At 52.9% G+C, this 23,108-nt stretch carries 28 protein-coding genes; 10 read left to right on the plus strand and 18 right to left on the minus strand.

Features of this window, described 5'->3' with window-relative positions; all coding sequences use genetic code 11:
• Positions 1-38 precede the first annotated feature (38 nt).
• Entirely contained in the window at positions 39-251 is a 213-nt protein-coding gene (locus EOS97_RS19185) for a cold shock domain-containing protein (protein ID WP_000208509.1), read from the plus strand.
• Positions 252-261: 10 nt separating this feature from the next.
• Positions 262-450, plus strand: a complete 189-nt coding sequence (locus EOS97_RS19190; RefSeq protein WP_024131109.1) for a hypothetical protein — start codon at positions 262-264, stop codon at positions 448-450.
• A 258-nt stretch (positions 451-708) separates the two neighbouring features.
• On the opposite strand, the gene ompC is transcribed toward EOS97_RS19190, so the two are convergent.
• Positions 709-1,920, minus strand: coding sequence for a porin OmpC (ompC, locus tag EOS97_RS19195; RefSeq protein ID WP_001080673.1), 1,212 nt, complete (start codon positions 1,918-1,920; stop codon positions 709-711).
• Between the two features lie 650 nt (positions 1,921-2,570).
• On the opposite strand from ompC, the gene drpB reads away from it, so the two are divergent.
• The 4 genes from drpB (at position 2,571) to EOS97_RS19215 (ending at position 5,612) form a co-directional block, all read left to right on the plus strand.
• Entirely contained in the window at positions 2,571-2,882 is a 312-nt protein-coding gene (gene drpB / locus EOS97_RS19200; protein ID WP_000107435.1) for a cell division protein DrpB, read from the plus strand.
• A 79-nt stretch (positions 2,883-2,961) separates the two neighbouring features.
• Positions 2,962-3,657, plus strand: a complete 696-nt coding sequence (locus tag EOS97_RS19205; RefSeq protein ID WP_000377042.1) for a phosphohydrolase — start codon at positions 2,962-2,964, stop codon at positions 3,655-3,657.
• A 73-nt stretch (positions 3,658-3,730) separates the two neighbouring features.
• Complete coding sequence (locus EOS97_RS19210; protein WP_001157305.1) at positions 3,731-5,161, plus strand: DNA cytosine methyltransferase; 1,431 nt, start codon at positions 3,731-3,733, stop codon at positions 5,159-5,161.
• Positions 5,142-5,612 carry a very short patch repair endonuclease gene (locus EOS97_RS19215; protein WP_000785978.1) on the plus strand — a complete coding sequence of 157 codons (471 nt, stop codon included), beginning with the start codon at positions 5,142-5,144 and terminating at the stop codon, positions 5,610-5,612. The genes EOS97_RS19210 and EOS97_RS19215 overlap by 20 nt, the downstream gene beginning before the upstream one ends.
• Here EOS97_RS19215 and yedA read toward each other — a convergent pair.
• Positions 5,601-6,521: a drug/metabolite exporter YedA gene (gene yedA / locus EOS97_RS19220; protein WP_001212263.1), complete on the minus strand. Its 921-nt coding sequence runs from the start codon at positions 6,519-6,521 to the stop codon at positions 5,601-5,603. The genes EOS97_RS19215 and yedA overlap by 12 nt on opposite strands.
• Positions 6,522-6,690: 169 nt before the next feature.
• On the opposite strand from yedA, the gene EOS97_RS19225 reads away from it, so the two are divergent.
• The 3 genes from EOS97_RS19225 to dgcQ all read left to right on the plus strand — a co-directional run bounded on the left by EOS97_RS19225 (position 6,691) and on the right by dgcQ (position 9,747).
• Positions 6,691-7,608 carry a DUF808 domain-containing protein gene (locus EOS97_RS19225; RefSeq protein WP_086013476.1) on the plus strand — a complete coding sequence of 306 codons (918 nt, stop codon included), beginning with the start codon at positions 6,691-6,693 and terminating at the stop codon, positions 7,606-7,608.
• Between the two features lie 76 nt (positions 7,609-7,684).
• Positions 7,685-7,870, plus strand: coding sequence for a YodC family protein (locus EOS97_RS19230; RefSeq protein WP_001521741.1), 186 nt, complete (start codon positions 7,685-7,687; stop codon positions 7,868-7,870).
• Between the two features lie 164 nt (positions 7,871-8,034).
• Complete coding sequence (dgcQ, locus tag EOS97_RS19235; RefSeq protein ID WP_001119833.1) at positions 8,035-9,747, plus strand: cellulose biosynthesis regulator diguanylate cyclase DgcQ; 1,713 nt, start codon at positions 8,035-8,037, stop codon at positions 9,745-9,747.
• Here dgcQ and EOS97_RS19240 read toward each other — a convergent pair.
• Both EOS97_RS19240 and yodD read right to left on the minus strand, forming a co-directional pair.
• Complete coding sequence (locus EOS97_RS19240; RefSeq protein ID WP_000948794.1) at positions 9,726-10,541, minus strand: mannosyl-3-phosphoglycerate phosphatase-related protein; 816 nt, start codon at positions 10,539-10,541, stop codon at positions 9,726-9,728. The genes dgcQ and EOS97_RS19240 overlap by 22 nt on opposite strands.
• A gap of 309 nt (positions 10,542-10,850) precedes the next feature.
• Positions 10,851-11,078: a YodD family peroxide/acid resistance protein gene (gene yodD / locus EOS97_RS19245; protein WP_000844798.1), complete on the minus strand. Its 228-nt coding sequence runs from the start codon at positions 11,076-11,078 to the stop codon at positions 10,851-10,853.
• A gap of 128 nt (positions 11,079-11,206) precedes the next feature.
• On the opposite strand from yodD, the gene dsrB reads away from it, so the two are divergent.
• Complete coding sequence (dsrB, locus tag EOS97_RS19250; RefSeq protein WP_000867218.1) at positions 11,207-11,401, plus strand: protein DsrB; 195 nt, start codon at positions 11,207-11,209, stop codon at positions 11,399-11,401.
• A gap of 38 nt (positions 11,402-11,439) precedes the next feature.
• Here the strand turns inward: dsrB and rcsA are convergent, their stop codons facing one another.
• The 14 genes from rcsA to fliF all read right to left on the minus strand — a co-directional run bounded on the left by rcsA (position 11,440) and on the right by fliF (position 22,957).
• A complete protein-coding gene (gene rcsA / locus EOS97_RS19255; RefSeq protein ID WP_000103974.1) occupies positions 11,440-12,063 on the minus strand; it encodes a transcriptional regulator RcsA in 624 nt (207 codons plus the stop codon).
• A gap of 281 nt (positions 12,064-12,344) precedes the next feature.
• Positions 12,345-13,139 (minus strand): flagellar biosynthetic protein FliR, encoded by a 795-nt coding sequence (fliR, locus tag EOS97_RS19260; RefSeq protein WP_000616953.1) that lies wholly within the window; start codon positions 13,137-13,139, stop codon positions 12,345-12,347.
• Between the two features lie 8 nt (positions 13,140-13,147).
• On the minus strand, positions 13,148-13,417 hold the full coding sequence (fliQ, locus tag EOS97_RS19265; RefSeq protein ID WP_000187354.1) for a flagellar biosynthesis protein FliQ: 270 nt from the start codon (positions 13,415-13,417) through the stop codon (positions 13,148-13,150).
• Between the two features lie 9 nt (positions 13,418-13,426).
• Positions 13,427-14,164 (minus strand): flagellar type III secretion system pore protein FliP, encoded by a 738-nt coding sequence (gene fliP / locus EOS97_RS19270; protein ID WP_001253411.1) that lies wholly within the window; start codon positions 14,162-14,164, stop codon positions 13,427-13,429.
• Positions 14,164-14,541, minus strand: coding sequence for a flagellar biosynthetic protein FliO (gene fliO / locus EOS97_RS19275; RefSeq protein WP_000978276.1), 378 nt, complete (start codon positions 14,539-14,541; stop codon positions 14,164-14,166). The genes fliP and fliO overlap by 1 nt, the downstream gene beginning before the upstream one ends.
• Positions 14,541-14,954 (minus strand): flagellar motor switch protein FliN, encoded by a 414-nt coding sequence (gene fliN, locus EOS97_RS19280; RefSeq protein WP_023255502.1) that lies wholly within the window; start codon positions 14,952-14,954, stop codon positions 14,541-14,543. The genes fliO and fliN overlap by 1 nt, the downstream gene beginning before the upstream one ends.
• Positions 14,951-15,955 carry a flagellar motor switch protein FliM gene (gene fliM / locus EOS97_RS19285; RefSeq protein WP_000502811.1) on the minus strand — a complete coding sequence of 335 codons (1,005 nt, stop codon included), beginning with the start codon at positions 15,953-15,955 and terminating at the stop codon, positions 14,951-14,953. The genes fliN and fliM overlap by 4 nt, the downstream gene beginning before the upstream one ends.
• Before the next feature lie 4 nt (positions 15,956-15,959).
• Positions 15,960-16,427, minus strand: a complete 468-nt coding sequence (fliL, locus tag EOS97_RS19290) for a flagellar basal body-associated protein FliL (protein ID WP_000132169.1) — start codon at positions 16,425-16,427, stop codon at positions 15,960-15,962.
• A gap of 104 nt (positions 16,428-16,531) precedes the next feature.
• Complete coding sequence (gene fliK, locus EOS97_RS19295) at positions 16,532-17,755, minus strand: flagellar hook length control protein FliK (protein WP_000631675.1); 1,224 nt, start codon at positions 17,753-17,755, stop codon at positions 16,532-16,534.
• Positions 17,752-18,195, minus strand: a complete 444-nt coding sequence (gene fliJ / locus EOS97_RS19300) for a flagellar export protein FliJ (RefSeq protein ID WP_000046981.1) — start codon at positions 18,193-18,195, stop codon at positions 17,752-17,754. The genes fliK and fliJ overlap by 4 nt, the downstream gene beginning before the upstream one ends.
• 21 nt (positions 18,196-18,216) lie before the next feature.
• Complete coding sequence (gene fliI, locus EOS97_RS19305) at positions 18,217-19,587, minus strand: flagellar protein export ATPase FliI (protein WP_000213257.1); 1,371 nt, start codon at positions 19,585-19,587, stop codon at positions 18,217-18,219.
• Positions 19,587-20,294, minus strand: a complete 708-nt coding sequence (fliH, locus tag EOS97_RS19310; protein WP_000064158.1) for a flagellar assembly protein FliH — start codon at positions 20,292-20,294, stop codon at positions 19,587-19,589. Before fliH ends, fliI begins: the two co-directional genes overlap by 1 nt.
• Positions 20,287-21,282 carry a flagellar motor switch protein FliG gene (gene fliG, locus EOS97_RS19315; protein ID WP_000067735.1) on the minus strand — a complete coding sequence of 332 codons (996 nt, stop codon included), beginning with the start codon at positions 21,280-21,282 and terminating at the stop codon, positions 20,287-20,289. The genes fliH and fliG overlap by 8 nt, the downstream gene beginning before the upstream one ends.
• Entirely contained in the window at positions 21,275-22,957 is a 1,683-nt protein-coding gene (gene fliF, locus EOS97_RS19320; RefSeq protein WP_001276832.1) for a flagellar basal-body MS-ring/collar protein FliF, read from the minus strand. The genes fliG and fliF overlap by 8 nt, the downstream gene beginning before the upstream one ends.
• Between the last annotated feature and the right edge of the window lie 151 nt (positions 22,958-23,108).

Raw genomic sequence — 23,108 nt, forward strand, 5'->3', positions numbered from 1 at the left:
CATTTTGCCCAAGGGCTCATTCAAAAGGTAACAATATTATGACGACGAAAATCACTGGTTTAGTAAAATGGTTTAACCCTGAAAAGGGCTTTGGTTTCATTACGCCTAAAGATGGCAGCAAAGATGTGTTTGTGCATTTTTCCGCCATTCAAAGTAATGAATTCCGCACTCTGAATGAAAATCAGGAAGTGGAGTTTTCAGTAGAGCAGGGACCAAAAGGTCCATCAGCGGTCAACGTTGTGGCGCTTTAAGGCAACTGATATTACTAATAAAATTCACTTCCGGTGTCCATGTTGCCATGGTTCACAATACAGAACATCGACATTCGATGTTACTGAGCAAAACCCGTTTGGCGCGAAATGTATTTTTTGTAAGTCAACCATGATCACTTTTGATAATGTTGGATTATATATTCGCTCAGGGCAGGTTCCGCCAGATTTTAGAAAATAATTCATATTAGCTCCGTATCGGAGCTTTTTTATGCCCGGATGATTATCATCTATAGACGCTGACATCCATCATCTATAGTGGCTTACCTTTCCCCAAAGGTGTTATTTCTCTTGCAGACAGCGCCTGAAAAAAGCGATGTTGTCTTCATCTATCCGATGAAACCAGGTCAACCTGTCTTTGTGCCGTTATCCGTTATTTAATTCTTGCCCTATAATAACAAGCCCGCGCTAAGCACGGGCTTGAATAACATAAAGCGTCTTAGAACTGGTAGACCAGACCAACACCTACGATATCATCGGTTGCAATACCGTTGTTTGCGTAGAAGTCATCATCTTCGTCCAGCAGGTTGATTTTATAATCAACGTAGGTGGACATATTTTTGTTGAAGTAGTAAGTCATACCGACGTCAACATATTTAACCAAATCTTTGTCGGTGTAACGATAGTTACCATGGCTATCCATATCCTGGCCGCCTAAATCTTTGCCCTTAGACTGCAAGTAGGCGATGGACGGACGCAGACCGAAATCGAACTGATACTGTGCAACCACTTCAAAGTTCTGGGTTTTGTTAGCGATACCGCCGCCACCCAACTTACCGTCTGCAGAGTGATAGTCGCTGTCTCCATAAGAGGTCATATTGCGGGTTTCAGAGTACATCGCCGCCAGGTATACGTTATAGGCGTCATATTTGACACCTACGGTCCAGGCTTCGGCAGTTTCACCGCCGGCATCATTGTTGCCATAGTAACGATGACCATCACCATATCCATTACCTACTTGGGCATCGGTACGGTCAGAATTTGAATAAGCAGCTCCCAGGCTTAACCCGAAGTCAAAGTCATAAGAGGTAGAGAGGCCGAAACCGTCACCGTTTTCTTTATTTGTACCGCGGTTAGTTCCATTACCGGAGCCTTCCTGGCCAAATCCGTTATTGCCACTTTCGTTATTACCCTGGTATTGCAGCGCGAAGTTCCAGCCTTCCACCAGGCCGAAGAAGTCGGTGTTACGATAGGTGGCCAGGCCGTTAGCACGCTGAAGCATATATACATCTGTCTGGGTGTAAGAGTCGCCGCCGAATTCCGGCAGCACATCGGTCCAGGCTTCAACGTCGTAGATAACACCATAGTTACGGCCATAATCGAAAGAGCCGTACTCGCCGAATTTCAGACCGGCAAAGCCCAGACGAGTCCAGGACGTATCCCTGTTACCTTCAGTGCCACTCGCCTGCATGTTGTATTCCCACTGACCATAGCCGGTCAGCATATCGTTGATCTGCGTTTCGCCTTTAAAGCCAATACGGGCGTAGGACTGGTCGCCGTCGCTGCCTGCATCGTCAGAGAAGTAACGCAGACCATCAACTTTGCCGTACAGGTCGAGTTTGTTGCCATTTTTATTATAAACTTCAGCCGCATTTGCTGCGCCTGCCACTAATAACGCCGGGACAAGCAGTGCCAGAACTTTTCTGTTCATTATGTATTCCCTTATGATAATAATTTATATGAATATGTAGCCACTTCAACAAAACTACAAATTGATACTATTCTATGAAGTTCATGGAATTTAAAAAATAACATGTAACAAAGGTATTTAAAATATTTCAATTTGTTTCCGTTTGGTTTTTTATAATACTGGCCATATAAATAACTAAGAATATATATTCTATGATTATCATTTTTTATCAATGAGTTATGTGTTTTGATTTGATGGTTTCTGGTGTGAATATAATTTGTTTTTTATATGTATTTGAAGCTTTGATTATGAAAAAGCATAAAAAAAAACCGGCATAAATGCCGGTAATGTGGGTAATGATAAAATAAATGATAAAAGGCTAATAACCGAATCATTCTGACACTTAATGCTAATAAAATAAAACGCTATCGCGGTGCGTAAAAATAAGTTGTTCTGGTTATGGGTTATTCTGCATTAGAGTGCGATTCAATCACCATTCCCTTATTTAACAGCAGGTTCAGCGCCAGGCGTAACATTATCTGAGAATAAACTATTTGTGGAATGAATAACCAGAACAGGTGGATAAGGTATTTTATGGTCGAAATGTGACTAATGTCACATTATAATGTAATTAATGTCATATGACTTACATCACAAAAGCGGAGTAAAGTTTGAGTACCAGGGAGGACAACGCCACCCGTAGCATGGGCGGCAAATTAGCGTTATGGGTTTTTTATACCTTTTGCGGCTACTTCATCTGGGCGATGGCGCGTTGCGTGTGGCTGATGTCCGCCATACAAACCGAGCCGGTTCTCGGCCCAATCAGCACTCCTGGCAGCGCAACGGAAAAATGGCTTAACGCGCTTTCGCTGGGCGTCGTCTGGCTTATTCTGGGGAGTATTGCCTGGTACACCCGGCCTCGCAAAAACAGGGGGTATCCCGCCGACACTCAGCCAGAAACGCGCAAGCACGCAAGGATGTAAAGTGGTGGCGGATATGTCAGGATAGCGAACCCTGTGCTCAGGCATGTAATAAAAATGGTCTGCTATAAAGAGAGGGCGTATGGACTCAGGATACTGGCAATCGCAGTTTGAAGACTGGCTACGTCACCACCACCAGGAACAGGATGCCGCCCATGACATCTTCCATTTTCGTCGTGTTTGGGCAACCGCGCAAACGCTCGGGGAAAACAGTCCTGTCGACTGGCTGGTGGTGCTATCGGCATGTTATTTCCATGACATCGTCAGCCTGGCGAAAAATCATCCGCAGCGGCATCGTTCTTCCATTCTGGCGGCGGCAGAAACCCGGCGTATTTTTCTGCGGGATTTTCCTGACTTTCCGGCAGAAAAACTGGCGGGCATTTGTCATGCTATCGAAGCGCATAGCTTCAGCGCAAAAATTGCGCCTACCACGCCAGAGGCAAAAATCGTACAGGATGCAGACAGGCTGGAGGCGTTGGGCGCCATTGGTCTGGCGCGGGTCTTCGCGGTCTCCGGCGCGCTGGGCGTCGCGCTGTTTGATGCCGACGATCCCTTTGCCGACAGACGGCCTCTTAACGATAAGCAATTCGCGCTCGACCATTTTCAAACCAAGCTGCTGAAACTGCCGCTGACGATGCAGACTGAACGGGGCAAGTACCTGGCGCAGCGTAATGCGGATTTTCTGGTGTCGTACATGGCGAAACTGAGCGCTGAGCTGAAAGGCGACTATGAAACACGGGATGAGGCGGTCATCCAGATGTTTGCTACGCATCAGTAACCCCTGTCGCTGAAACGTAAACCGCGTCATTTTATGTTAGTCTGTCGGCAATTATTTTTGGCCGGTTAAATGTATGCAGGAAAATATTTCAGTAACACACGCCCGGAACCTCATCGCCGACGACGCCGGAAGCGAGATCCAGGCGATGCTGAGTCAATTGCTGGAAATCTACGATGTTAAAACGCTGGTGGCGCACCTTAACGGCCTGGGCGAACAGCACTGGAGCCCGGCCATCTTCAAGCGCGTAATGATGAACGCGGCATGGCATCGCTTGAGCGACAATGAACTCACCTGTCTTAAAACAGGGTTGCCGACGCCGCCAGCGCATCATCCGCATTACGCCTTTCGTTTTATTGATCTCTTCGCGGGCATCGGCGGCATTCGCCGCGGATTTGAAGCGATAGGCGGACAGTGCGTGTTTACCAGCGAATGGAATAAGCACGCGGTACGGACATATAAAGCGAACTATTTTTGCGATCCGCTGCAACATCGCTTTAATGAAGATATCCGCGATATCACGTTGAGCCACCGGGAAGGGGTCAGCGATGATGAGGCGGCGGAACACATTCGCCAGCATATTCCGCAACATGATGTCCTGCTGGCGGGCTTTCCCTGTCAGCCATTTTCTCTGGCGGGCGTTTCCAAGAAAAATGCGCTGGGCCGCGCCCACGGCTTTGCCTGCGAGACTCAGGGGACGTTATTTTTTGATGTCGTAAGAATTATCGACGCTCGCCGCCCCGCGCTGTTTGTGCTGGAAAACGTGAAAAACCTTAAAAGTCACGACCAGGGCAACACCTTCCGCATTATTATGCAAACGCTCGATGAACTGGGATATGACGTGGCGGATGCCGCTGACAATGGCCCGGACGATCCGAAAATTATCGACGGGCAGCACTTTCTTCCTCAGCATCGGGAACGTATTGTGTTAGTGGGATTCCGTCGCGATTTAAACCTGAAAACCGATTTTACGTTACGCAATATCGCCCGTTGTTATCCACCGCGCCGTCCGACGCTGGCAGAACTGCTGGAGCCCGTCGTCGAAGCCAAATATATCCTGACGCCGGTGCTGTGGAAATATTTATATCGCTACGCGAAAAAGCACCAGGCGCGGGGAAACGGTTTTGGCTATGGCATGGTTTATCCTGACAATCCGGAAAGTGTGGCGCGCACGTTATCTGCTCGCTACTACAAAGATGGCGCCGAAATTCTGATCGATCGTGGTTGGGATATGGCGAAAGGCGAAGTGAATTTCGACGATGCTGGCAACCAACAACATCGTCCCCGCCGACTCACGCCGAGAGAGTGCGCGCGTTTAATGGGATTTGAGGCGCCGCAAACGTACCAGTTCAGGATACCTGTCTCGGATACGCAGGCCTATCGCCAGTTTGGCAACTCCGTGGTGGTGCCGGTATTTGCCGCGGTAGCAAAGCTGCTGGAACCCAAAATTCACCAGGCGGTGACGCTGCGTCAGAGAGAGACGGTAGATGGCGGACGTTCACGATAAAGCCACGCGCAGTAAAAATATGCGCGCGATAGCAACCCGCGATACGGCTATTGAAAAACGTCTTGCTGGCCTGCTAAGCGCGCAGGGGATTACGTTTCATACTCAGGACGCGACATTACCGGGCAAGCCGGACTTTGTGGTGAATGACTATGATTGTGTGATTTTTACTCACGGCTGCTTTTGGCATCATCACCACTGTTATCTGTTCAAAGTACCGGCCACGCGAACGGCTTTCTGGCTGGAAAAAATCGGTAAGAACGTTGAGCGCGATGAGCGCGATATTCAGCGTTTACAGGCGCTTGGCTGGCGGGTGCTGATCGTCTGGGAGTGCGCCTTGCGCGGGCGAGCGAAATTGAGCGACGCGGCGTTGGCGGAGCGCCTGGAAGAGTGGATCTGCGGCGGCGGCGCCAGCGCGCAGATCGACACCCAGGGGATTCATCTACTGGCGTGAATCTTCCGTTTTACACGGCGTGACCACCGCCCTGGCGGGAAACAGGTACTTACCCAGAGTCACCAGCACTACGGCAAACACAATCACACCCAGCGCGGCCCATTCAACGGGCGATAACCTCTCGCCGCCCAGGCCAGTGCCAAGCAACACGGCGACAACCGGATTCACATAGGCGTAGCTGGTCGCCAGCGCCGGACTGACGTTGCGAATCAGGTACATATAGGCATTAATGGCGATAATAGAACCGAACAACGCCAGGTAGCCGACGGCCATAAACCCCGATAAGCCAGGCAGCGTGGCGAGCTTTTCGCCGGAAAGAAACGCCGCGCAAAGCAATACCACGCCCGCCGCCAGCATTTCAATCGCGCCCGCCATCATGCCCACAGGGAGGGCGATGCGCGAGCCGTAAACGGAACCAAATGCCCAGCTCATCGAACCTATCAGGATCAAAATCGCGCCCCACGGATTGCCGCTTAAGTTGCCGCCGCTGTTCAGCAGAATAATCCCGGCAAGTCCAATGGCAATCCCCACCCATTCTAATTTGCGCGTTTTAATACCAAAAAAGTAGCTAAAGCACAGCGTAAATAGCGGGACAGTGGCGACCACGACGGCAGCAATGCCCGATGGCACGTTTTGATGCTCCGCCACCGTCACCAGGCCGTTACCCACCGCCAGCAGCAGTAGACCAATCAGCGCGGCGTTGATGGTCTGGCGCAGCGGCGGAAGTTTTTCGCCGCGCAACAGCAAAAACGCCATGAGCAACATCCCCGCCGAGAGAAAACGTACGCCTGCCATCATCAGCGGCGGCCAGCTTTCAACGCCTATGCGGATAACAAAATAGGTAGACCCCCAAATGATATACAAGGCAAAAAGCGCGCCAAAAAGAGGTAATAACTGCCGGAAACGCATAATCACTCACGGTGAAATAAAAAGGGTGAATATAGTAAACGTCAAAATTATTATGCTGGCGAGCATTATAATTGTCCTTTTGGAATAAAAAGGCGTTGACCCGCGCCGCCGGTTTCGGCATTGCGCGTTTTGCTACATACTTAACGTCTTAGAAGAAAAGACCGAGGAAATCATTTTGGCAGGAAGTAGCTTACTGACATTACTCGACGATATCGCCACGCTGCTGGACGATATTTCGGTTATGGGCAAATTGGCCGCGAAAAAAACCGCGGGCGTACTGGGGGACGACCTGTCGCTCAATGCGCAGCAGGTGACCGGCGTTCGCGCTAATCGCGAGCTGCCAGTGGTATGGAGCGTGGCGAAAGGATCATTAATCAACAAGGTTATTCTGGTGCCGTTGGCGCTGCTGATAAGCGCATTTATCCCGTGGGCCATTACGCCTTTATTAATGTTAGGCGGCGCGTTTCTCTGCTTTGAAGGGGTAGAAAAAGTCCTGCATACCTTTGAGGCGCGAAAACACAAAGAAGACCCGGCGGAGCGGCAAAAACGTCTTGAGGCGCTGGCTGCGCAAGATCCTTTGGCCTTTGAAAAAGATAAAGTAAAAGGGGCGGTCCGTACCGATTTCATTCTTTCCGCTGAAATTGTGGCCATTACCCTGGGGATTGTCGCGCAGGCGCCGCTGCTTAATCAGGTGTTGGTGCTGGCGGGGATTGCGTTGATTGTGACCATTGGCGTGTATGGCCTGGTGGGTATTATTGTCAAACTGGATGATATGGGGTACTGGCTGGCGGAAAAGCGTAGCGTGCTGGCGCAGGGCGTCGGTAAAGGATTACTGATTATCGCGCCCTGGTTAATGAAAGCATTATCCATTGTCGGTACGCTGGCGATGTTTCTGGTCGGCGGCGGGATTGTCGTACACGGTATTGCGCCGCTACACCATGCCATTGAACATTTTGCGCAGCAGCAGGGAGCTTTCATGGCGCATACGATCCCTGCGGGGCTGAATCTGGTGCTCGGCTTTATTATCGGCGCCATTGTGGTGGCGCTGGTGAAAGGTGTGGCGAAAATTCGCGGTGTTTCGCACTGATTTTCTACAATGAATTATGCAAAATTGCCCATCCTCGTCTAAGGTGAAAACGTTTCATCTGATACAGGAGGCAGGTATGGTCTTTTCTGTCAGTGAGGAAGTTACCGTGAAAGAAGGTGGACCCCGGATGATCGTCACCGGTTATTCCAGCGGAATGGTAGAGTGTCGCTGGTATGATGGTTTTGGCGTAAAGCGGGAGGCATTCCATGAGAATGAGCTCGTGCCAGGCAAGGAAAGGCGCGGGCGGGACGAAGCCCGATGACAAAACGCCCGGTTAATGCCGGGCGTTTTGCTGTGGAGAAAAAGAGTCGTCGCGCTGCGACATGCTGCTACCTGGTTATGCCAGGATTGAGTGGTATCCCTTGATGAGGTCTGGCTACCGTAAGCCATCAGGGGGCGTTGTATCAATAACCAGGAGTTACCAGGGTGCCGCACGAAACACTGTTAGATAATCAAGGCTGGTTTAAAAAGCTGGCGCGGCGTTTTGGTCCCGGTCATGTCGTCAACACCTGTTTTCTGATCGTGATGCTGTTCTCGACGCTACTTACCTGGCGGGAAGTGATGATACTGAAAGACGCGTATGTCGCCAGTCAGCGCAATCATCTGGGGAGCGTCGCGAATGTCCTTGACCGCCAACTGCAATTCAACATGGACAGGTTGATCTTTTTACGCAACGGTATGCATGAAGCGCTGGTGGCGCCGCTGGCTTTTTCCGCATTGCAGAGCGCGGTGACGCAGTTTGAGCAACGACGCGTCAGACATTTCTGGCAACTGGAGCTGGATAAGCGGCGGACATTGCCGTTGTATGGCGTTTCCGATCAATTTGTCGCCCGGACGACGCTTCTTTCGCGGGAGAGTCGTGACCTGGCAAATGAATTAACCGCCACGCTGGAGTTAGGGTATCTGGCGCGTCTGGCGCGCTCATCCGCCATGCTGACGCTGGAGACGATGTATGTTTCTCGCTCAGGGTTTTACCTCTCAACTCTCCCTACGGCGTACGGTAGCGATATTGTCTCCCGTTACTATCAGTACGTGACCCAGCCCTGGTTTATCGAGCAAAGCCAACGGCGTAACCCACAGCGCGGCGTGCGGTGGTTTACCTCCGCACAGCCCTATGTTACTGACGAGCAGAAAAAAGTGACAGCCAGTCTACCGCTGGATCACGATAATTACTGGTATGGCGTACTGGCAATGGATATTCCCGTCGCGTCATTACAGCGGTTCCTGCGCGATGCGGCCGAAAAGGATATTGAAGGGGAATATCAGCTATACGATAACCATCTCCGTTTGTTGACGGACTCCGCGCCAGAACAACAAACCGCGAATACGTTAAATGACCGTGAGCGCGCCTTACTGGCGCGTGAAATAGAAAAAGATACCCTGGGCGGGCTGCGTTTAGGAACGCATTATGTAAGCTGGGAGCGGCTGGATCATTTTGATGGCGTCCTGCTGCGCGTGCATACATTACGTGAAGGCATACAAGGGAATTTTGGCAGTATTAGTATCGCGCTGACGCTGTTATGGGTGCTTTTTACGGCGATGCTGTTGATCTCCTGGGGCGTTATTCGACATATGGTCAAAAACATGTTTGTTCTGCAAAATTCGCTGCAATGGCAGGCATGGCACGATCCGCTGACCCGGCTATATAACCGTGGCGCGCTGTTTGAAAAAGCGTCCAGGCTGGCAAAGCGCTACCGGGAAGCCCGCCAGCCATTTTCTGTGATACAGCTGGATTTAGATTATTTTAAAAGCGTTAACGATCGCTTTGGTCATCAGGCAGGCGATCGCGTGTTGTCCCATGCCGCTGGGCTCATTGGCAGCACCATTCGAGCGCACGACATCGCCGGACGGGTAGGGGGCGAAGAGTTTTGTATCGTGCTGCCCGGCGCGACGAAAGCGCAGGCGCTGCAGATTGCCGAACGCATACGCCAGCGCATTAATGACAAAGAGATTCTGGTGACGAAAAGCACGACGCTTCGTATCAGCGCGTCAATGGGGATCAGTAGCGCGGAGGAATACGGCGACTATGATTTTGAGCAGTTGCAGTCGCTGGCCGACAAACGGCTTTATTACGCCAAACAGTCCGGACGTAACCGTATTTGCGCCAGCGACGCGACTCAGGAGCGGGAAAAGAAATAGTCCATTCCTTCGCGCCAGCCATCCGGCCCTTCGTTCTGGCTACGGTAGACGCGCTGAGGATCGTCGTTACGCAAATGTACGCCCTCCCGGTTTAGCCCTTTGACGACAACCGCATAATCCATCACATCCAGTAACGGCGCATCATTGGGGCCGTCTCCTAGTCCCAACGTCAGAGGACGCGCGCGCCACTGCCGACGATATGCTTCAATCAGCCAGTTGGCAGCCTGATCTTTACCAGCGGAGGCGTCCAGCACATGCCAGAAACGGGCGCCATGGACAAATTGCAGTCCCAGGTCATTTAAACGGGCGACAAACTGCGCCATGCGTTCATCGCTATCGCGCCAGATCAGCGACACCGACGCTTCATGCAGACGGGTTAGGGCAGACTGTGCCCGGTTTAGGCCCGTCCATTCGCTTATCACCTGATCGTCAACGTCATCAAACGTGGTGAACTTAAACTGTTCCTTTTCACGCAATTTATGCAGGACGAGGCGGATTTCGTTGTGAGAAATACCGGCTATCAGGCGGGGATAGTTGGGATGGTCTTCCCAATGAACGTCCAGTTGGATCACCGCGCCGTTTTCCGCAATCAGCGGCAGTCCCTGTAGATTTAACGTCGTCTGGAGCTGGAGCATTTCAGCCGCGGTTTTACTGCTACAGAGGATCACGGGCACGCCGCTTTCATGCAGGCGTGTAAGCCAGGGAGCCGCGGGCTGCCACTCAAAAGTGTGGCTGTTCAGCAATGTGCCGTCCAGATCGGTAAAAATCAGCAAGGGGTCATGGATTGAGAGCATTTTTTCCTCATTTTCCGTTGCAACGGCGGGCTTATTTCCAGGAAAAGTCCTAAAGCACACCCGAAAGAAGTCGAACGCTAACTGGAACCGATCCCGTCGCTTCCAGGCAGCACATGCGTTGTCACACTTTTGCTACCAAACTATTAGCGCGCTTAATCATTCATGTAAAAAATATTTACTTGTCATGCAAAAAAATTGCAGATAAGGTAAATCTCACATCAGATTTCCTGGTGTAACGAATTTTCAAGTGCTTCTTGCATAAGCAAGTTTGATCCCGACCCGTAGGGCCGGGATTTTTTTCGGCCATTTTTAACGGTTTACTTCTGTTACACTAAAATCATGAATATCCAGCTCGAATGCTTCAGCTAATTCATGCCATGTATGATATTCCCGTCCGTCTACGCTCACCCGCTCAGGATCTTCCTGGCTACGGTGAACCTCGCTTTCGCTGATTTCATTGATGGCCGCCAGTAGCGCATCTACATCGACGCTCACTTCGCGCTTGGCCGTATCACTGTACTCTTTTGCCGTTTTCATCTTCACTACCTCACGGGTTCCTGACAGCCTAAGTATAGACCGTTGAGAAAACCAGCAAACACGCCGGCAAGGCGCTGTCAGACGCAGAAAATTGTTCTACACTGGCACAAAGCGACAGGAGGAAAACGATGAAGGTGAATGATCGGGTAACCGTTAAAACGGACGGCGGTCCCCGCCGACCGGGCGTGGTACTGGCAGTGGAAGAATTTAGTGAAGGCACAATGTACCTGGTTTCGCTGGAGGATTACCCGCTCGGCATCTGGTTCTTCAATGAGTCAGGTCACCAGGATGGTATTTTTGTCGAGAAGGCGGAGCAGGACTAATTGAGCCGGACTGGAGGTACATTGCCAGTCCGGATTTCTCAGCGCATGTTAACAAAAATGCCGTTAGTGACGTTATCTGTCAGCCGCACTACGTGATAGATCACTTGTTTATTATGCGTTTTTATCTTTCTTTTTATATTCCCCTTATGGGAGGATACTGTTTTTGCTTTAATATTCATTCTGTCAGAAATCTGAATGGTTCCCTGACCTTCCATCCACATTCGCAACATGCTGGATTCAGTTCGACTTAACGATAATGTTGGTAAATTTATGGTTCCTGAAATACCCGACTCTTTTTTCAGAATATCGCCAAGAAGGGTATCCAGCGAGTCAGGTTTAATCGATTTCGAGCTAATCAATAAGTTTTTTCTTACTAATAAATATTCATCAAAATGCACATTAGCAATTGCCATAAAAACAATAAATAACGTGTCAGGATGTTGATTAATGATTTGCTTTATTTGTTGACTGTCTGAAGGCGTATGAATGAAACAGTCCTCATTAATAAACACCACCGAAGGCTGATGCGCGCCACAAGCGATAGCGAGTTCGTCAACGGTTTCGATGTCGTTGATTTCCCTTTTTTTCACCCCTCTGCTGACCAGATACCCGCTTAACCCTAGCCGGGTGTAACTGCACAAATCCATAATAATCGTTGACATGGCATACCCTCACTCAATGCGTAACGATAATTCCCCTTACCTGAATAACTCACCATAATCAGACGGAACACGAATAGTCACCTTAGACAACGCTTACGCGGTTTTTCAGGCGAACTTACTATCCCGTAAAGTTACATATAATTTGCCAGGAATCATCTTAAAGTAAAGTGAATGTTGCGTTATGTGAGTGAAGTAAAAACAAATAAGGGGCAGCGGATATATCCTGGTGAATGTTTTTTAAAATTTATTTTCGGATAAACCTTAGTAAAACAGGATAAAAATTATGGGTTATTATTTATCGGCATCTCGCTAACAATATCAGCAAGCAAATTGAAAATTTCGCTGAATAAATGTTCGCAAAACGGCGCAATTAATGGCATTAGCGCGGCCATCAGCATAATGCCGACGGTGAGGGTAAGCGGGAAACCGATAACAAATATCGAGAGCTGCGGCGCCATGCGGTTTAATAGCCCCAGCGCCAGGTTGAGCGTAAGCAGGAGGGTAATGACCGGCAATGCCAGCATCAGTCCGTTTAAGAAAATGAGCCCTCCGGCCCTAGCGAGCGCCATAAATGCATTACTGTTCACCGGGTTACTACCGATGGGCAGAGTGTGGAAGGTATCGACCAACAGCGAAATAAGCCATAAATGGCCATTAAAGGTGAGAAATAGTAGCATGGCGAGCATATCCATAATACGCGCCAGAACCGGCATATTCAGGTGGCTGCCCGGGTCGACGAAGGTGGCAAAGGAAAGCCCCATTTGCAGACCGATAAACTCACCTGCGGTACGCACCGCCGCAAAGGCAAATTGCATGGTAAATCCCAGCGCAATACCGATCAGAATTTGTTGCATCGCCAGCCATAAGGCGGCAATAGAAAAAAGCGGCGTATCGTTTGCCGGTAGCGACGGCGCGATAACGAGGGTAATCATTATTCCCAACCCCAGTTTTACCCGCTTGGGAATAGCGCGCTCGCTGAGAATGGGTGCCGTTGAAATCAGCGCCAGTACGCGCAGCAAAGGCCAGAAATAGAGATGCAGCCAGTATAGCCATTGCTCGCTTGTAACCTGTATCATCGTTCTGTTTATCCGATGATATAAGGTAAATTGCTGAACAGAGTGCGTACGTAGTCCAGCAGCAGGTTGAGCATCCACGGGCCGGCAATGATAATTGCGATGAATACCGCGACGATTTTAGGGATAAACGACAGCGTCATTTCATTAATCTGAGTCGCGGCCTGCAAAATACTGATAATGAGGCCGGTAATCAGCGCGACGAGTAACAGCGGCGCAGCCAGGGCGAGAGCGACTTTCATCGCCTCGGTCCCCATCATCATGACGGATTCAGGAGTCATTTTGCGCCTCTAACTGTAAAAGCTTTGGGCCAGCGACCCCACAAGCAATTGCCAACCATCGACCAGCACAAACAGCATCAGCTTAAACGGCAGGGCGATTGTCGCTGGCGGCACCATCATCATCCCTAACGCCATCAATACGCTGGCGATCACCAGGTCGATAATCAAAAAAGGGATGAAAATCGTAAAACCGATCTGAAACGCCGTCTTTAATTCGCTGGTGACATAAGCGGGCAGGAGGATACGCATCGGTACTGCTTCCGGTCCCTGTAACGGACCGCTATTGGCCAGACGGGCAAACAGCGCCAGATCGGCTTCGCGGGTTTGGCGCAACATGAACGCGCGTAACGGTTGCGCGCCTTTATCCAGCGCTTCCTGCATAGAAATTTTCTGCTCGCTAAACGGCTGGTAAGCATCCACGTAAATCTTGTCAATGACGGGCGACATAATAAAAAAGGTCAAAAACAACGCCAGTCCGAGTAACACCTGATTTGGCGGTGCCGAGGGCGTGCCCAGCGCGTTACGCAACAGGCCAAAAACAATGATGATACGCGTGAAGCTCGTCATCATCAGTAAAATCGCCGGCAGAAACGTCAGCGAGGTGATGAAAACCAGCGTCTGGACGGATAATGACCAGCTTTGGCCTCCGCCCGCTAATGGTTGGCTGATAAGCCCCGGCAGTTGCGCAGCAGCGGCGGGACTAAAAAGCCACAGACCCGCCAGAGAAAGGAATAACAAACGGCGCATCAGGATCTCCCGGAACGCTTGAGTAAGCTCTTCATCATGTTCTGGAAATCCGCCGGTGGGGCAACGGGTGCTTCCGTGTCATTCTCCGCGGGCGGGAGGGTGTGCAGCAGGTTGATCTGCGAGGCGGTCACGCCCAGTACCAGACGCGCATTTTCGACCTCGACAATCACCACGCGTTCGCGCGGGCCAAGCGAGGCGCTGGCTGACACCTTCAGTCCCCGGACGCTATTTCCTTTTGGCGCGAATCCCATACGCTTAATCACCCAGGCCGCCGCCAGAATGAGCGCAATAATGCCAATTAATGCGCCGCTCACCTGCATGAGCGGCGATCCGGCTGGCGCGGTGGGCTGAGAAACCGTGGCCTCTGTCTTCATCATTAACGACTCAAACGACGCATACGCTCGGATGGCGTAATAATATCGGTGATACGTACGCCGTATTTATCCGCCACGACGACCACTTCACCCTGGGCAATCAGGTAGCCATTAATCAGGATATCCAGCGGCTCGCCCGCCAGCCCGTCCAGCGCGACGACCGACCCCTGCGTCAGACGCAGCAGTTCTTTAATGGTCATTCGCGTGCGGCCCAGCTCTACGGTCAGTTTGACCGGGATATCCATAATCAGATCGATATCCTGCATAGCACCGCTGACATCGCCGCCGCCAAGCTGTTGGAAAACCGCGTCGGCGGCGCTTTTATTGGTGGTCGCTTTTTGCTCGTTTAACGCGTCAGCCCACAGCTCATCCAATGCGCCAGTATTCTCATCGGACGGATTATTCATGTCACTCATTTGGGCTGTTCCTCATTCAGCGAATTCAAAATTGGGTTGATCAAATGTTCTACGCGTAGCGCATACTGTCCGTTTACGGTGCCATATTGGCTGGTGAGTACCGGAACGCCGTCCACATGAGCAATAATGCGGTCGGGTTTTTCAATCGGCAGTACATCGCCGGGTTTCAGCTTCAAAATCTGGGAAAGACGCAACGGAATATCGGCAAAATTGGCCACCAGCTCCAGTTCAGAGTGCTGAACCTGGCGGACCAGGTTATCACGCCAGTTCTGATCTTCATGGCGCGAGTTTTCCAGCGGCGGATTCACCAGCAGCTCACGCAGCGGCTCGATCATGCTAAATGGCAGACAGATGTTAAATTCACCGGTCAGATTGCCGATCTCCACATGAAACGGCGTATTAACGACGATATCGTTCGGCGAGGTGGTGATATTGGTAAATTTCACCTGCATTTCGGAACGCACATACTCCACTTCCAGCGGATTAATGGCTTTCCATGCGTCGCTATAGCCTTCCAGCGCCAGTTTCAGCATACGGTTGATGACACGCTGTTCCGTATGGGTAAACTCGCGGCCCTCGACTTTGGTCGGAAAACGACCGTCGCCGCCGAACAGGTTATCGACGGCAATAAACACCAGACTCGGCGAGAACACCACCAGCCCGGTGCCGCGTAGCGGCTTCAGGTGGATCAGGTTCAGGTTGGTCGGTACCGGCAGGTTACGCGCAAATTCGTGATACGGCTGAATACGTATGGCACCCACGGTAATATCCGGGCTGCGGCGCAGCAGGTTAAATAATCCCATCCGGAACTGGCGTGCGAAACGCTCGTTAATAATCTCCAGCGCCTGCAAGCGTTCACGCACGACGCGACGCTGGGTATTGGGATCGTAAGGGCGAATATCGCTATCGCTTGCGATACCGGGAGTGGGTTCGTCTTTGGTGTCGCTGTCGCCGTTCAACAGCGCATCGATTTCAGCCTGAGAAAGAATACTATCGCCCATATCGTTACCGCAGAATAAAAGCTGTATAAAGCACGTCAGTGACGACCTGTTTTGGTTGTCCGGCAACGAGCGGCGCGGCCAGTGTCTCTTTAATGGCGGCAATCAGTTTTTGTTTGCCAGCTTCTGTTGAGAGCTCGGCGGCATTCTGACGGGAAAACAACAACAGCAGACGGCTGCGCACTTCCGGCAGATATTCATTTAATCGCGCGCGCGTCGCTTCGTCTTTCAGACGCAGGGTCACGCCGATATACAACACGCGATCCGCATCGCCCAGATTGACGGTAAACGTATCCAGCGCAAAAAATACCGGCGCGGGCGGCGGAGCCGGTTCCGCTTTAGCGTTCGTGGTCGGTTGCTGCTGCATACGCCAGTAGCTATAACCGGCGGTCGCGCAGGCGGCGAGGGTAATCAACACCAGCAAAGGTATCCAAATCGAGCGTTTGCTCTTTTTGTTAATCGCGGAGTCAGTCATCTGATACGGGCTTCCTGTTTCGGTACTGCTTATTGGCTGATTATCCCGTGTCCTGTCCACGACAAAGCGTGGAAAAGACGCGGATAATCATGCTACCTCTGGCGTTAGGCGAAGATATCCACTGCGCCATTGCCGCGCGCGGCGGCCTGAAGCGAGGCCGGCGCCGCTAACGCTATGTCATCTTCAGCGCCAAACGCGTCCGTGTGTTGGGCGCGGGAAGACTGTTGTTGCGATGAAGACTGCTGCTGTCCGGCAAAGCTTTCGCTACTGATGCTGCTTTGTCCCAACTGGATGCCGCTTTCCGCCAACTGAGTGCGCAACATGGGCAGGGCGGCTTCCAGCGCGGCGCGGACATGGCTGTGCGGCGATACCATCTGGAGCTGCGCCTGATTGTCATCCAGCTTGAGCGAAATATGCACCTGACCTAACTCTTCCGGATGCAATCGAAGCTGCGCGCTCTGCTGTCCCTGACGCGTAAATAACATGACCTGCTGACTGAACGTTTGCTGCCATTCATGGCTGCCTAACGGCGCGCTGAGTACCGGGGCTGAGGCGACAGGTAGCGGTTGCGGTTGCGCCGTGGCGCTGCTGAGCGTCGGCATTGCCGCGCCATGCGTTACTGGCGCGGGCGGGTTATCCACCTCCACTTTCGCGCTGGTCACGGCGGCAGCGACCACCAGCGGCGTCAGTGTTGGACCCGTGGCGCGATCGTCGCTGGCGCGCGCAAGCGATGCCTCGGTTTTCCCTTTTTCATGCTCGCTAAAAGAGAGCGTATGTGTCTCTTCCTGCGGCGCCGATGGCATGTCGCCGCGCAACAGTGACGGCAAGGCGATGTGATTTTCAGCCGGCGTCTCTCCGGCGACAGGCGTCGCGACAGGTTGTCCGGGCAGCATGGCGAATAAGGCGCTCAGACTGGCAAGATCCTCATCGCTCAGCGCGGGCGTTTTCTCATCATGCTGCGCCGTTTTACTCAATGCGGCCAGAGCGCTGGTTTTCAACGATGGCGTTAGCGTAGACAGTAGATGCTGCGCTTGTGTCAGATCGGTAAGCGTTTCATCCGTCGCATTCGCTTTTTGCGCCAGCAGGTCGGCAAGCTTCACCGCCTGGCCCGGCTCGCCATGTTGGGTCAGTAGCTCTTTCGATAACTTGCCGCCTGCCGCCTGTAAATCGGCCAGCGTGATGCGGGCGTCTTTGCCCTGTGCGCCGTCTGCGCCTAACGCGCCCGCCAGGAGCGCCAGAAAGTCCTCGGCTGAACCGGTGGTTTTTCCTGACGTCAGACCCGCGGTCATGTCGGTATCGGTGGTGATCAGTTGGGGCAGGGTGATCATTCGGGTTTCCTCATTGCTGCACGCTGAGCAAATTCATCCATCTTTTTCTGATCCATGCGGTTTTCAGCTAACAGCGCTGCCGCGGTTTGTCGGTCCTGTAAGGTTTGCCAGGCCTGAAGTCGCTGCTTTTTCTCACGCCAGCTCTTCAGCGCCAGGTCGACTTTTTGCGTCCACTGCGTAAGCTGGAGGCGATGCTGCTCTATCGCCTTTTCCAGTGTCTGAATAAACTGCTGATAGTTGATCCAGCGATTACTGGCGATGCCGTTGCCCATATCGGTGTTCAAATTACTGCGATACTCATTCTGATAATCGATCAGCATTTTGAGCTGTTCTTCCGCCTGTTGGCAGCCGCGACGCATTTCGCCCAGTAAACGCGCCGCGTCATCTACCTCTTTTTCGGCCAGATCTTTGAGTGTTTCCAGAGCGCCATGTTGTGCCATGATCGTCGCCCTCCTGCTTTATCACACCGTCGGGAAAATTAAATCGAGCGCCTGCAGAGAGTCCTCCCAGTCGGCCCGTTCAAAAATGCCTTGCTGTAAAAACGCTTCCAGTTGCGGCCATAAGGTAATGGCTTTATCGAGCATCGGATCGCTGCCTTTGGCATAGGCGCCGACGCTGACCAGATCGCGGTTACGCTGGAAACTGGAAAGCAACTGTTTAAATAGCCGTACCCGCGCATAGTGCTGCTCGGTAATGAGCGCGGTCATCGCCCGGCTGATTGACGCCTCGATATCAATGGCCGGATAGTGCCCGGCCTCCGCCAGACGGCGGGACAAGACAATGTGCCCGTCGAGGATTGCGCGTGCCGAGTCGGCAATGGGATCTTGTTGGTCGTCCCCCTCGGTCAACACGGTATAAAACGCGGTGATAGAGCCGCCGCCGTGGATGCCATTACCGGCACGCTCGACCAGCGCCGGCAGCTTTGCGAACACCGAAGGCGGATAACCTTTGGTGGCTGGCGGTTCGCCGATTGCCAGCGCAATCTCACGCTGCGCCATCGCATAGCGCGTCAGCGAATCCATAATCAGCAACACATGCTGTCCGCGATCGCGAAAATCTTCGGCGATACGGGTGGCATAGGCGGCGCCCTGCATCCGCAGCAGCGGCGAGACATCCGCCGGGGCGGCAATCACCACCGAACGCGCGCGACCGTCGGGGCCGAGAATATTTTCGATAAAATCTTTAACTTCGCGGCCACGTTCGCCGATAAGTCCCACGACAATCACGTCCGCCCGCGTGTAGCGCGCCATCATGCCAAGCAGAACCGATTTACCAACGCCGGAACCGGCAAAGAGTCCCATACGCTGACCGCGCCCTACGGTTAACAACGCGTTGATAGCGCGTACGCCGGTATCCAACACATGTTCGATTGGCGTTCGCTGTAGCGGGTTAAACGGCGGCGTGATTAACGCGCCGGTTTCCAGCGTATCCGGCGCAGGCAGTCCGTCGAGCGGTTTACCGCCGCCATCCAGCACCCGACCAAGCAGGGCCGGGCCGAGCGGTAGCTGTTTGCCGCTTTGCAGACCGTCGCCATGTCCGTTACGGGCGTAAACGCGGGCACCGGGCAGAATGCCTTCGACCTCTTCCAGCGGCATTAAAAACAGACGCTGGCCGTTAAAACCGACGACTTCCGATTCCACCTCTTTGGTTTCAGGGCCATCCTGGCGCTCAATAATGCAGGTGGCGCCCAGCGGAAGCTGGAGACCGGTGGCCTCCAGTACCAGGCCCGTGGCGCGGGTTAAACGTCCATAACGACGCACCGCCGGCAATAACGCCATTTTGGCTTCAAAGTTGTCGAGCGCGGTAAGCCAGCGGGTCAAACGCGTGGTCATCAGAGTACTCCCGGCGCCGCCAGGCGACACAACTCTTGCCAGCGAGTAGCGACGCTGGCGTCCAGATCGCCCTCATCGGCAGAGACTTTACACCCGCCGTGATGCAACGTTGGATCGCCGCGTAACCGCCATCCGTGAAGACTGAGCGTGGCGCCCAGCATCTCTTCCACCCGCTGTAAGTCGTCCGGATGCACGCGCAACTGCGGCTTGCCGCTAAAGAGCGGCTCTTGCTGCAACAGTTGTTGGATCTGTTTAATCAGCGCCGAGTTGTCCACCGCCGGCGTTTGGCCGATGACCTGACGCGCAGCCTCCAGGGCCATTTGCATCAGCCGTGAGGCGATAACGCTATCGAGCGCGTCAAGCGTGTTCTGAAACTCGCTCACTAACTGCTGCATACGGGCATGAATCGGCGCCTGCTGCGTCTGCGCCTGGGCTTGTCCTTGCTCCAGCCCCTGCGCTAACCCTTCCTGGTATCCCTGCGCGTGTCCTTTTTGCCGTCCCTCCGCCAGCCCGGCGTTATAACCTTGTTCATGGGCCTGTATTTTTAGCTGCGCCAGCTCCTGCTCCAGCTGCTGTTCGGCAGTGAGTTCGGGCTCCGGCGTATCGTCTGTCAAGGTCACGTTATCAGCCTCAACCGGCACAAACGTCTCCGGAGGCGGGGCGAGATCGTCGGGGGTCCAGACTTGCCACGGCAATTCATTAGACATAGGTATCCTCGCCGCTGCCAATCACCATTTCGCCGGTTTCCGCCAGACGACGCACAATAAGCAGAATCGCTTTCTGCTCGTTTTCCACCTGAGACAGACGAACCGGGCCACGGTTGGCAAGGTCGTCGCGCAGGATATCGGCGGCGCGCTGGGACATATTGCGCAGGAACTTCTCGCGTAATGGCGGTTCGGCGCCTTTCAGAGCGATCAGCAGCGATTCGGAATCCACTTCCTGCAACAGACGCTGGATACTGCGATCGTCCACATCCACCAGATTTTCGAACAGGAACATCTCGTCGATGATTTTCTGCGCCAGTTCGCCGTCGAATTCGCGCACAGCGGTAATAACCGCTTCTTCCTGCTGCGTTTTCATCAGGTTGATAATTTCCGCCGCGGTTCTTACGCCGCCCATTTTACTGCGTTTCAGGTTCTGACCGTCGAGCAGGCCATTCAGCACTTCGGTCAATTCCGCCAGCGCCGCCGGCTGTACGCCGCCAAATGTCGCGATACGCAGCATCACATCATGACGCAGACGTTCGTCAAACAGCGCCAGAATATCGGCGGCCTGACTGCGTTTGAGGTGGACCAGAATGGTGGCGATAATCTGCGGGTGTTCATCGCGAATCAGGTCGGCGGCGCTCTGCGGTTCCATAAAGTTGAGCGTTTCGATACCGCTGGTGGTATCGCGCGTTTCCAGAATATCTTCCAGCAGGCTGGAGGCGCGTTCTTCGCCCAGCGCTTTAACCAGTACGGAGCGCAGGTATTCGTTGGCGTTAATATTCAGCGCGGCGAACTGCTCCGCTTCTTGCTCAAACTCTGATAGTACGTCCGTCAGTTGTTTGTTGGAGATCTGACGCACGTTAGCCATCGCCGTACTTAACGCCTGTACTTCGCGGGTGGAGAGGTGTTTAAACACCTCTGCCGCCCGGTCTTCGCCAATGGTCATCAACAAAATGACGCTTTTATCGGTACCGCTAAGATTACTCATGATCGTTACTCATCCACTGGCGAATGACCAGCGCCACCACGCGCGGATCGTTGTCTGACATTTCGCGAATACGCTGGCTCATCACCTCGGCGCCCAGACGCTGGTTAGCCCGGCGTTGCTGGAGCTGCTCGTCTTTACTAAGGCGTACTTCCACGGCTTCTTCGGTTTCCTGGCGAACCTGTGCCTGTTCCTGCGCCGCTTTCGCTTCTTCAACGCGGCGCGTCAACTGCGGACGTACCGCTTTGCGCCACAGAATCCAGGCCACCACCAGCACCAGCAACCAGCGACCTGCCGCGAGCAACTGATCGATAAAGGACTGCTGTTGCCAGAAGGGCAGTTCGCCGCCGGTGTTATCCACTGCGCTAAACGGTGAATTCACCACATTTAGCGTATCGCCGCGTTTATCAGAAAAACCCATCGCTTCACGGGTTAAATCCTCGATCTGTTTCATCTGATCGGCGGTCAATGGCAGCGGTTTGCCATCTGCCAGCGTTTTGTAATTCACCACGACGGCCACGGAGAGACGCTCAATATCGCCCACATTCATTTTGGTGTGACGAATGGTGCGGTCCACTTCGTAGTTACTGGTTTCATTACGCTGCGTATTGCGCGGGCCAGCACTGTTACTGTTGGTACTGGTGCTGGTTTGTGGCGTATTCTGCGCGTTTTGTTGATTGGTCGGCGGCGTGGCGATCGGCGCCTCGTTAGGCGGCGCTGGTTGGTTCGACAGCGCGCCAGGCACACCGCCGGGATAGCCCGCGCCTACTTGTTCGCTAATATTCAACTGACGTGAACGCAGGGTGGCCTTCGACGCATCGCCGTTCGGGCTGTAGTGCTCTTCCGTCTGTTCTTTATTGGCAAAATCCAACTGGGCGGTTACCTGAGCGTGAACATTACCGTTCCCGACGATAGGCGACAGAATGGCTTCGATACGGCGTTGGATGCGGCTTTCCACATCATTAGCAAATTTTAATTGCGCGTCATTAAGGTCGCGACCGCTGGTATTGGATTGCGTGAGCAGATGACCGGATTGATCGACCAGAGTGACGTTTCCTGGCGGCAAACCGGCGACAGCGCTGGAAACCAGATGTACCACGGCGCTAATTTGTCCTTCATCCAGCGCCCGTCCCGGTTCCAGTGTGACGGTGACGGAGGCGGAAGGGGATTTTTGTTCCCGCACAAATAGCGACGGCTTTGGCATCGCCAGGTGAACGCGGGCGCTTTTTACCGGCCCCAGCGTCTCGATCGTCCGGGCCAGTTCACCTTCCAGCGCGCGCTGATAATTCACCTGCTCGCTGAACTGGCTGATACCGAATTTTTCCTGATCAAGCAGTTCAAAGCCTACCGCGCCGCCTTTAGGCAGCCCCTGCTGCGCCAGACGCAGACGCAGTTCATGCACTTTGTCGGCGGGCACTTCAATCGCGCCGCTGCCATTGGCAAAGCGATAGGGGATATTCATCTGGGTCAACTGCGCGACGATCGCGCCGCCGTCCTGATCGGAAAGGTTGCTAAATAGCGTGCGGTAATCGGGCGTTTTGGCCCACAGCACCATCGCAACGACGATCGCCACGGCAGCGGAACCCGCCACAATTAACGGAATTCGGGGATTCGCGCGTAGGCGATTAAGCCACTCGAGAGGTTTAGGTTGGGTTGCAGTCGATGCAGTCGCACTCATCTCGCACCTCGTGACTGATCGTGGACGGCGTTTTTTGCAAAGTGGAACAAGACTCACTCCCGGGTCAGCAAACTCGAAAAATTGACGGTCTCATTATTTGTGGTTTCGAATTTTTCTATGCGCTAAAAACCGAGGTTTTTTATCGTTATTT

Source organism: Salmonella sp. SSDFZ54 (assembly GCF_004010735.1).
GTDB lineage: Bacteria > Pseudomonadota > Gammaproteobacteria > Enterobacterales > Enterobacteriaceae > Salmonella > Salmonella enterica.

Excerpts from the sequence above, each read along its gene's own strand:
- EOS97_RS19185 (WP_000208509.1), top strand. The coding sequence starts at position 39 with ATGACGACGAAAATCACTGGTTTAGTAAAATGGTTTAACCCTGAAAAG.
- ompC (WP_001080673.1), bottom strand. The coding sequence starts at position 1,920 with ATGAACAGAAAAGTTCTGGCACTGCTTGTCCCGGCGTTATTAGTGGCA.
- EOS97_RS19205 (WP_000377042.1), top strand. The coding sequence starts at position 2,962 with ATGGACTCAGGATACTGGCAATCGCAGTTTGAAGACTGGCTACGTCAC.
- EOS97_RS19210 (WP_001157305.1), top strand. The coding sequence starts at position 3,731 with ATGCAGGAAAATATTTCAGTAACACACGCCCGGAACCTCATCGCCGAC.
- EOS97_RS19215 (WP_000785978.1), top strand. The coding sequence starts at position 5,142 with ATGGCGGACGTTCACGATAAAGCCACGCGCAGTAAAAATATGCGCGCG.
- yedA (WP_001212263.1), bottom strand. The coding sequence starts at position 6,521 with ATGCGTTTCCGGCAGTTATTACCTCTTTTTGGCGCGCTTTTTGCCTTG.
- EOS97_RS19230 (WP_001521741.1), top strand. The coding sequence starts at position 7,685 with ATGGTCTTTTCTGTCAGTGAGGAAGTTACCGTGAAAGAAGGTGGACCC.
- EOS97_RS19240 (WP_000948794.1), bottom strand. The coding sequence starts at position 10,541 with ATGCTCTCAATCCATGACCCCTTGCTGATTTTTACCGATCTGGACGGC.
- yodD (WP_000844798.1), bottom strand. The coding sequence starts at position 11,078 with ATGAAAACGGCAAAAGAGTACAGTGATACGGCCAAGCGCGAAGTGAGC.
- dsrB (WP_000867218.1), top strand. The coding sequence starts at position 11,207 with ATGAAGGTGAATGATCGGGTAACCGTTAAAACGGACGGCGGTCCCCGC.
- rcsA (WP_000103974.1), bottom strand. The coding sequence starts at position 12,063 with ATGTCAACGATTATTATGGATTTGTGCAGTTACACCCGGCTAGGGTTA.
- fliR (WP_000616953.1), bottom strand. The coding sequence starts at position 13,139 with ATGATACAGGTTACAAGCGAGCAATGGCTATACTGGCTGCATCTCTAT.
- fliQ (WP_000187354.1), bottom strand. The coding sequence starts at position 13,417 with ATGACTCCTGAATCCGTCATGATGATGGGGACCGAGGCGATGAAAGTC.
- fliP (WP_001253411.1), bottom strand. The coding sequence starts at position 14,164 with ATGCGCCGTTTGTTATTCCTTTCTCTGGCGGGTCTGTGGCTTTTTAGT.
- fliO (WP_000978276.1), bottom strand. The coding sequence starts at position 14,541 with ATGATGAAGACAGAGGCCACGGTTTCTCAGCCCACCGCGCCAGCCGGA.
- fliN (WP_023255502.1), bottom strand. The coding sequence starts at position 14,954 with ATGAGTGACATGAATAATCCGTCCGATGAGAATACTGGCGCATTGGAT.
- fliM (WP_000502811.1), bottom strand. The coding sequence starts at position 15,955 with ATGGGCGATAGTATTCTTTCTCAGGCTGAAATCGATGCGCTGTTGAAC.
- fliL (WP_000132169.1), bottom strand. The coding sequence starts at position 16,427 with ATGACTGACTCCGCGATTAACAAAAAGAGCAAACGCTCGATTTGGATA.
- fliK (WP_000631675.1), bottom strand. The coding sequence starts at position 17,755 with ATGATCACCCTGCCCCAACTGATCACCACCGATACCGACATGACCGCG.
- fliJ (WP_000046981.1), bottom strand. The coding sequence starts at position 18,195 with ATGGCACAACATGGCGCTCTGGAAACACTCAAAGATCTGGCCGAAAAA.
- fliI (WP_000213257.1), bottom strand. The coding sequence starts at position 19,587 with ATGACCACGCGTTTGACCCGCTGGCTTACCGCGCTCGACAACTTTGAA.
- fliH (WP_000064158.1), bottom strand. The coding sequence starts at position 20,294 with ATGTCTAATGAATTGCCGTGGCAAGTCTGGACCCCCGACGATCTCGCC.
- fliG (WP_000067735.1), bottom strand. The coding sequence starts at position 21,282 with ATGAGTAATCTTAGCGGTACCGATAAAAGCGTCATTTTGTTGATGACC.
- fliF (WP_001276832.1), bottom strand. The coding sequence starts at position 22,957 with ATGAGTGCGACTGCATCGACTGCAACCCAACCTAAACCTCTCGAGTGG.